Origin of the sequence: Dyella sp. (genome assembly GCF_036568765.1) — a bacterium.
GTDB lineage: Bacteria > Pseudomonadota > Gammaproteobacteria > Xanthomonadales > Rhodanobacteraceae > GSA-30.
In genome coordinates this window covers 1-8,131 of record NZ_DATCRY010000180.1, presented here as the reverse complement: position 1 = coordinate 8,131, position 8,131 = coordinate 1, and the positions used below count along the sequence as shown (strand labels likewise).

Below are 8,131 nucleotides of genomic sequence, written 5' to 3'. Positions count from 1 at the left end.
AGCTAACCGGTTTGGTGATGCCCCCTGAGCCCCGGCCCCGTACCCCCTAGGCGGATCCGGCCCCCACGACTCACGTCTGGAACGACCAGGAAGCTCACAGCAATTGCAGCATCTTGTATGCCACGACTACCGATGAAGCCGTCCGCAAGGCTGCGGACGGTTCAGATTGTGCAAAGGTTGGCAGTCGAAGGACAAGCCCGCTCACAACCTGGCATTTTGGGATTGTGCAGCGGTTCGCGCAGCTTAGGTGAGATCTTATTAACTGCGGTGACAATTAATGTCAGTGCCTGACCAAGCAGGTCACCTTGCGACGACAAATTAACCCGCGTTGCAGCTTGACGGCCGATATTGGGGGTCAACATCCGATGCACAGGACCATGTGCCATTGGCATCGCGGTTGAGCTTGATCCAGTGGTCCTGGATCCTAGTATTCCCCTTCAGGACGCATTGAACGTAGCCGGTGCCGGCGACTGGAACGCTAGCGGAGATCGTGCAGCGCGGAGTATCGGTATCTAAACCGAGATTACCTACATCCGCGTAGGTCGCGCCGTCCACAGTCCCCTGATTAACCAACGTTTCATAAGCTGTGCGCCCCGGGGTGATTTCATGCAACCCAGCGGTTACCTGCGAACGAGCCACATAGGTCTGATACTGCGGCAACGCAATCGCGGCCAGGATGGCGACGATCGCCACCACAATCATCAGTTCGATCAAGGTAAAACCGGCAGCGGCGCGCTGGCGTGACATGGCAGACTCCCCCAAGAAGTATGTCGAGGGAGTTCTGGCAGGTTTTGTACCAAGCCGGGCTGGACCGTCAGTGTGGGGCTCTTCCGGTCGCTGGATCGCAAGATTTTGTGATTTGCATCACATGAGCTGGCTTACTTGACCCCGTGCATCCAGCGTTTGAGCAGCGGCGAAAGCAGCAGGGCGACGACGGCCGAAGCCAGGCCCAGCCAGATCATGTGCAGGAACAGCTCGCCGTACTTGGCCTTGGCCAGGGTCAGATCGATCTGCCCGTTGGCTGGCAGGTCCAAGGCGGCGAACTTGCCGAAGATCGAGGCCAACTGCTCGGAGAGGGAAGTGCCCAGCCACCAGGCGCCCATCATCAGGCCGCAGACCGAGGGTACGGATAGCTGGGTGACCGCCGACAAGCCGATCGGCGACAGAGCGACCTCGCCGATCTCGATGATCAGGTAGGCCAGGACCAGCCACCAGACGCTACCCAGTACGCCGGGCTCCACGCTCTGATTGGCGATATAGAGCGGCAGGAAGGACAGTCCGGCAAGCGCCAGGCCGATGGCGCTCTTGACACCTTTGGATGGGTTGAGGCCGTAGCGTTCCAGGAAGGGCCACAGCCAGGCCATCAGCGGCGAGAGCAGGACGATGAACAGGGCGCCCAGGTAAGTGAGCGAACTGGCGGTCTGCGGGAGTACCACGCTGTCGCGGACGATCAAGGCGATGCCCAGGGCGGTTAACGTGCCCAGCAGGACGGCCGGCAGGCGACTGCCGCGCAGGCGCAGCGAAATGGCGACCAGGATGGGGCTAAGCACCAGTGGAATAGTGGACCACGGCACCGGGTGGCCTTCGCGGATCACCAGGGACGGGAACAGATCCATGGTCAGCATGCGGTCGTTGAACAGCACCCAGGAGCCGTAGGTCTGCTCATAGAGGGCGAAGAACAGCAGGCAGACCGCCACGAAGAACACGCAGGCCAGCATCTGCTGCCGCTGCACTGGCGTGCAACGCACGGTGACGTACCAGCCCAGCCAGCCGAGCCAGGCAGCCATCGCGCCCAACTGGAGCCAGAGCACGGCGTCGCCCAGTTGCATCAGCGCCCATAGCGCCGGCAGCGCCAGCGCGGCGCCCAGGTAGATAACCCACTCGACGGTCATGAAGCCCAGCACGCGTCGGCGCAGTGCTGCCGGATTCGGCGGCTCGGCATGCCCTTGCAGGTACTTCTGCCCGGTCACGAAGACGGCCAGGCCGGCGAGCATGCCGATGCCGGCAGCGCCGAAACCGTAGCCCCAGCCGTAGGTATCGCCCAGGTAACCACAGATCAGCGCCGAGAACAGCGCGCCGACGTTGATGCCGGCATAGAACAGGGTGAAGCCCGAATCCAGGCGCGGATCGTCCTCCGGATACAGTTTGCCGACCACGGTGGAGATATTGGGCTTGAGAAAGCCCACGCCGCTGATGATCAGGGCCAGCGACAGATAGAACACGCTCAGGGCAAACAGGTCGCGATGCACCACGCCGTGGGTATCGACGGTAGCCGCATGTCCCTCCACCGCCATGCCAAGGTGCCCCAGGCACAGCAGCACGCCACCGAGGACCACTGCCTTGCGCATACCTAGATAGCGGTCGGCGAGCATGCCGCCTAGCAACGGCGTGGCGTAGACCAGGCCACCGTAGGCACCCAGCACGGAAAGGCTTTCGGCATCGCTGAAGCCATGGTGCTTGATGAGGTACAACGCCAGCAGCGCCTTCATGCCATAGAACGAGAAGCGCTCCCACATCTCGGTGAAGAAGCAGACGTACAAGCCCTTGGGGTGGCCGAACAGATCGTCGGCGGCCGAGTCGGCGGCGATGGCTTGAGGCGATGCGGTCATGGAGTCGGCCGGCAGCAAAAGCGCCGAGTATAGCCACGCCCAACCGGCCGGGCGTGCCGATATCGGGAAATCGCAAGCTTGCACGAAAGCGCGGCGCCACTTACCGTCAAGGAATTTCGTGACACTTGAGCCAAGGGAGCCGGAACCCATGAAACCCCTGTTTGCCGCGCTGGCGCTTGCGCTGGCTTCCGCCTCGGTATCGGCCGTCGCGGTCGAAAGCCACGGCCCACATCCGTTCGGTATCCGCGACTTGGTCATGATGGACCGCGTCGGCGATCCGCAGTTATCGCCCGACGGCCGTTTTGCGCTGTATACGGTGCGCGCGACGGATTACGCCGCGAACAAGGGCGTCACTTCGGTCTACCTGCTCGATTTGGAAAAAGGTGGTCAGCCGGTCAAGCTGGTTGAAAAGGGCGGCTCGCCGCGTTGGGCGCCGCAAGGCGATGCGTTCTTCTATACGGCGGCCAAGGGCGATGTGACCCAGCTCTGGCGTCGCGGCTTTGCCGGCGGCAAGGCCGGCGGAGACGCAGTACAGGTCACGCATGGCCCGCTCGATGTCGACAGCTACAAGCTGTCGCCGGATGGCAAGAAAGCGTTGCTGAGCTACGAGGTCTTTACTGACTGTGCCGACCTGGCATGTACCAAGGAACGTCTGGATGGCCGCGCCGCGGACAAGTCTACCGGCACCGTCTACAACCGGTTGTTCGTGCGGCACTGGGATACCTGGGAAGACGGCCGGCGATCGCAGCTCTATATCGCCGATGTCGATGCGGCCGATGGCGCGCAACCGGTGTTGTTGAGTCGTGGCATCGATGGCGATGTGCCGAGCAAGCCGTTCGGTGGCGACGATGAATTTACCTTCTCGCCAGATGGCAGTACGGTGTATTTCGATGTGCGCATCGCGGGCAACAGCGAGCCGTGGTCGACGAATTTCGATGTCTACAGCGTGCAGGCTGACGGATCGTCCGCGCCGCGCAACCTGACGGCAGACAATCTCGCCTGGGATGCTTTCCCGGTAGCCGCGCCGGACGGCAAGACGCTCTACTACCTGGCGATGAAGGAGCCGGGTTCGGAGGCCGATCGTTTCGGCATCATGGCATTGGATCTTTCCAGCGGACAGAAACATGAAGTGGCGCCTGACTGGGACCGCTCCGCTGGCGGCCTCGCTATCTCGGCCGATGGCAAGACCCTCTATGCGACGGCGGACGATAACAGCCAACATCCGTTGTTCGCCATCGATGTCGCCAAAGGCAAAGTCAGCAAGCTGGTGACCGACGGCGTGGTGAGTGCCTACTCGTTGAGCAAGTCGCACATGCTCCTGTCGCGCGACGACCTGAAGCGTCCGGCCGATCTCTATACCGCGACGCTTGCGGGCAAAAGCCTCAAGCAGGTAACTCATTACAATGCCCAGCGCTTGAAGAACACATCTATGGGCGAGCCGGAGTTCTTCACCTTCAAGGGATGGAACAACGAAACGGTGCAGGGTTATGTGGTCAAGCCTGCGGGGTACAAGCGCGGCAAGAAATACCCCGTGGCTTTCATCGTCCATGGCGGTCCGCAGAGCGCGATGAGCAACGGTTGGAGCTATCGCTGGAATCCGCAGACCTATGCAGGCCAGGGTTTTGCCGTCGTGACGATCAATTTCCACGGCTCCACGGGTTATGGTCAGGCGTTCACCGAGTCCATTTCCGGCGACTGGGGTGGCAAGCCGCTGGAAGATTTGAAGCAGGGCTGGAAGGCTGCGTTGGACAAGTACAGCTTCCTGGATGGAGACCGTGCCTGTGCGCTGGGTGCCAGCTACGGTGGTTACATGGTGTATTGGATGGCCGGCGTGTGGAACGAGCCATGGAAGTGCCTGGTCGATCATGATGGCGTGTTCGACGCGCGTGCCATGTATTACGACACCGAAGAGCTCTGGTTCGAGGAAAAGGAAAACGGCGGTACGCAATTCGAGCATCCGGAGAACTACGAGAAGTTCAACCCGATCAATCACGTCAAGGATTGGCGCGTGCCGATGCTAGTCGTCCATAGCGGCAAGGATTTCCGCATTCCCGATACGCAGGGCCTGGGCGCGTTCACCGCTTTGCAGCGTCGTGGCATTCCCAGCCAGCTGTTGCATTTCCCCGATGAGAATCACTGGGTGCTCAAGCCGCAGAACAGCGTGCAATGGCATGAGACGGTCAATGCGTGGCTGAAGCAGTGGACGACGACGCCTGGTGCGAAGTGAGTTAGGTAAGGATACGGCCGCCGAGAGGCGGCCGTTTTCTTTGTGGCACCTGTCGCGACTAAAGTCGCTCCCACAACACTAGGCCATGCCCCACCTACCTCTGTGGAAGCGACTTCAGTCGCGACGGTTCGGAGCGTTATCGCACACGCTCCGACGATCGGTAGCCACGGCGATGCAGCTGTCGGTGTGCCGGGGCGGCCGTTTTCTTTGTGGCGCCTGTCGCGACTAAAGTCGCTCCCACAACACTAGGCGACGCCCCACCTACCTCTGTGGGAGCGACTTCAGTCGCGACTGTGCGAAGCGATATCGAGCAACTCTCGACGATCATGAGTGAGGCTGATATCCCAGTATGGGTAGTCTTCGATGCTATCCACCAGACGGGCGCGGACAGAGTTGGCGATAATGTACCTCGCCGCGGCGAGCATGGATTCGTCGCGCCGCAGTGCACGGTCATGGAAGCCCTTCGACCACAGTGGGCCATGCTTTCCCAAGTCGGCACTTAATTTCCTGGATAACGTGCCTTTGAAGCGCTGCATCAGCCTGGGCAAGGTCTCCTCACCAAGACTCACCAGCCCATGCCAGTGATCTGGCATCAGTACCCAGCAAAGACACTGGCTCGGGTACCACAGCTCAGGCAGTGAAATCAGATGGCAGGCACGTTCAGCAATTTCTATATTGTGAAAGTACTTCCTGCGACTTCGAGTGGCCGTGGTAACCAGATAGATCTGCCCACATTCTGAATGTCTACCTTGGCGGAGTGCCCGGTATCCGGGTTTCTGCATGTTCATGCGTCGAACGTCTGCGCGACGCGGCTGGAATTCAGTCGGCGCTTTCGTAGAAGCGATGGAGGCATTGGGCTTCGTGCCGCGAGGAATTCTTCCCTGCCGAATTAGTAGCGCTGATGACTATGCCAGCGCCAGGCCGTCGCGATAATACCGTCGATATCGACAAATTCTGGATGCCAATCCAATTGCTTGCGGGCCTTGATGCTGGAAGCGACAAGGACAGGCGCATCGCCAGCGCGCCTCGGCGACCATTCGAAAGGAATGTCGCTGCCCGTCACACGCGCCGCCGCGGCGATGACCTCGCTGACGGAAAAGCCCTGGCCATTTCCCAGGTTGAATACTTCCGCACCCGCATGATCGACCATGAAGTCAATGGCCTTTTGGTGTGCGATCGCAAGATCATTGACATGGATGTAATCGCGTACGCAGGTCCCGTCCGGCGTGGGGTAGTCGTCGCCAAAGATCTTGAGCGCTCCGCTACGGCCAAGTGCGGAGCGTAATACATTGGGGATAAGGTGTGTCTCCGGGTGATGCGATTCGCCGATGTCGCCCGCAGGATCGGCTCCGGCAGCATTGAAGTAGCGCAGCGCGACCGAGCGCAGGCCATAGGCGGCTGCCGCATCGCTAAGGATGCGTTCGACCATCAGCTTGCTGGCGCCGTAAGGATTGATCGGCTGCGTTGGGTGGTGCTCGTCGATGATTGTAGCGTTGGTGTAGCCATACACGGCTGCGGTAGATGAAAACACCAGCTTATCGACGTCAGCGGTACGCATCGCATCTAGCAGGTTGAGCGTGCCAGTGACATTGTTTTGATAGTAACGATACGGATCGGTTACCGAAGCCCCCACTTCTGAAAGTGCGCATAGGTGTACCACGGCATCGAATCGGTGTGCCGCGAACAGCGTACGTAGTGCATCCGGGTCGAGCAAGTCGCCTTCGATCAGCGGGGCATCGCCGACAGCCTCTCGATGGCCCGTCAGCAGGTTGTCGAAAACAACCACTTGACAGCCTTTCGAGGCAAGCAGCCGAACCAGATGGGAGCCGATATAGCCGGCACCGCCGCAGACAAGAACCTTCATCGATAACCGCTCCACGCTTCCCTACAGGCAGGCCAACCATGCCCCCTTACACTCATCATAAACGGGCCGGCGGAATCATGACGAGCCCAAGATTTAAGGCGGTACCTGAGCCTAGAGCCAGCGCGCCCGCTTCAACCCCACGAAAATTCCGCCTACGACACAAGCCACCGTGCCGATGATGATCGGATAGGCCCAGGGCGAGCTCAGCTCCGGCATGTGCGTGAAATTCATGCCGTACCAGCTGGTGATCAGAGTGGGCGCGGCGAGCATAGCGGCCCAGCCGGCCAGTTTTTTCATGACTTCGTTCTGGCCGAAGGTGACCAGCGAGAGGTTGACGTTGATCGCCGCGGCAAGCATTTCGCGCATCGCGCTGATCGATTCGTTGACACGGAAGACATGATCGTAGACATCGCGGAAGTAGGCGCGCAGTTCGTCCTGGATCAAGTGCGGGTGCATGCGTACCAGCTGACTGATGATGTCCTGCAAGGGGGCGACGGCCAGGCGAAGGGTCATTAAGTCGCGTTGCATGTCATAGAGACGGCGGACCGTCTGGCGCTTGAACGTTTCCGCAAAGATGTCCTTTTCCAGATCCTGCAGCTCTTCGCGGAAGTCGCGCACGATCGGCAGCAGGTTGTCCACGATGAAGTCGAGCACCCCGTACAGGGCATAACTCGGTCCCAGCGCCAGCAACTCGGGCGTGTGCTCGCAGCCGCGCCGCGCGGGGGCGTAGGACAGCGAAGCGCCGTGGCGAACGGTGACCAAGTATCGTGGCCCCAGGAAGATATGCGTTTCGCCGAAGGCGATATGGCCACCGACCAGTTGCGCAGTCTGCACGACGATAAACAGCGAATCGCCGTACGCCTCGATCTTGGTGCGCTGGTGCGCCTGCTGGGCATCCTCGATCGCAAGATCGTGCAGGTCGAATTCCTCCTGCAGTTTCAGCAAGAGCGATTCGTCCGGCTCGTGCAATCCCACCCAGACGAACGTATCGGGCTCACTGAGCACCTCGCTGATCGCATCGATGCTGATATCGCCAATACGCTTGCCGCTGCCCGCGCGATAGGCGACGCAGTTGACGACCATATTGGGGGCGACGGCGGTGCTGGGCGATTCGATCATCGGAGCGGTGCTGGCGGTGGGGAATCGGCGCACATGATGCGCTCGATCACGTAAAAAGAGAATGGAATGCCATGGTCTAGCTGACATACTTGTGTCATCTGGCGCCATAACCGGCGCATAGCAGGGGTGAAGGGTGTCGACGAGCAGGCAGGCGGAACGATCGGGCTTCCGTAGCGATATCGAAGGGCTGCGCGCGATTGCCATCATGCTGGTCGTGGCGGTGCATGCCCGCGTGCCGGGGCTGACGGGCGGCTTTGTTGGCGTCGACGTGTTCTTTGTGCTGTCGGGATTCCTGATCACGGGGCTGTTGGT

The 8,131-nt window shown here is 60.5% G+C and carries 7 protein-coding genes; 2 read left to right on the top strand and 5 right to left on the bottom strand.

Annotated features, from left to right (window positions below; all coding sequences use genetic code 11):
• Window positions 1-318: 318 nt before the first annotated feature.
• The gene (locus VIM98_RS12520) at window positions 319-747 is read right to left on the bottom strand and encodes a pilin (protein WP_331993441.1); all 429 of its coding nucleotides are present in this window, start codon (window positions 745-747) and stop codon (window positions 319-321) included.
• Window positions 748-878: 131 nt separating this feature from the next.
• Entirely contained in the window at window positions 879-2,609 is a 1,731-nt protein-coding gene (locus VIM98_RS12515; protein WP_331993440.1) for a peptide MFS transporter, read from the bottom strand.
• 148 nt (window positions 2,610-2,757) lie between these two features.
• On the opposite strand from VIM98_RS12515, the gene VIM98_RS12510 reads away from it, so the two are divergent.
• A complete protein-coding gene (locus VIM98_RS12510) occupies window positions 2,758-4,836 on the top strand; it encodes a S9 family peptidase (protein WP_331993439.1) in 2,079 nt (692 codons plus the stop codon).
• A 281-nt stretch (window positions 4,837-5,117) separates the two neighbouring features.
• On the opposite strand, the gene VIM98_RS12505 is transcribed toward VIM98_RS12510, so the two are convergent.
• The 3 genes from VIM98_RS12505 to VIM98_RS12495 all read right to left on the bottom strand — a co-directional run bounded on the left by VIM98_RS12505 (window position 5,118) and on the right by VIM98_RS12495 (window position 7,783).
• Window positions 5,118-5,618 carry an REP-associated tyrosine transposase gene (locus VIM98_RS12505; protein WP_331993444.1) on the bottom strand — a complete coding sequence of 167 codons (501 nt, stop codon included), beginning with the start codon at window positions 5,616-5,618 and terminating at the stop codon, window positions 5,118-5,120.
• A 107-nt stretch (window positions 5,619-5,725) separates the two neighbouring features.
• Window positions 5,726-6,700: a UDP-glucose 4-epimerase GalE gene (gene galE, locus VIM98_RS12500; protein ID WP_331993438.1), complete on the bottom strand. Its 975-nt coding sequence runs from the start codon at window positions 6,698-6,700 to the stop codon at window positions 5,726-5,728.
• A gap of 111 nt (window positions 6,701-6,811) precedes the next feature.
• Window positions 6,812-7,783 carry a magnesium and cobalt transport protein CorA gene (locus tag VIM98_RS12495; protein WP_331993443.1) on the bottom strand — a complete coding sequence of 324 codons (972 nt, stop codon included), beginning with the start codon at window positions 7,781-7,783 and terminating at the stop codon, window positions 6,812-6,814.
• A gap of 169 nt (window positions 7,784-7,952) precedes the next feature.
• Here VIM98_RS12495 and VIM98_RS20665 point away from each other — a divergent pair.
• Window positions 7,953-8,131: acyltransferase family protein (locus VIM98_RS20665; RefSeq protein WP_414650216.1), on the top strand; the 179-nt coding region annotated here is incomplete at its 3' end.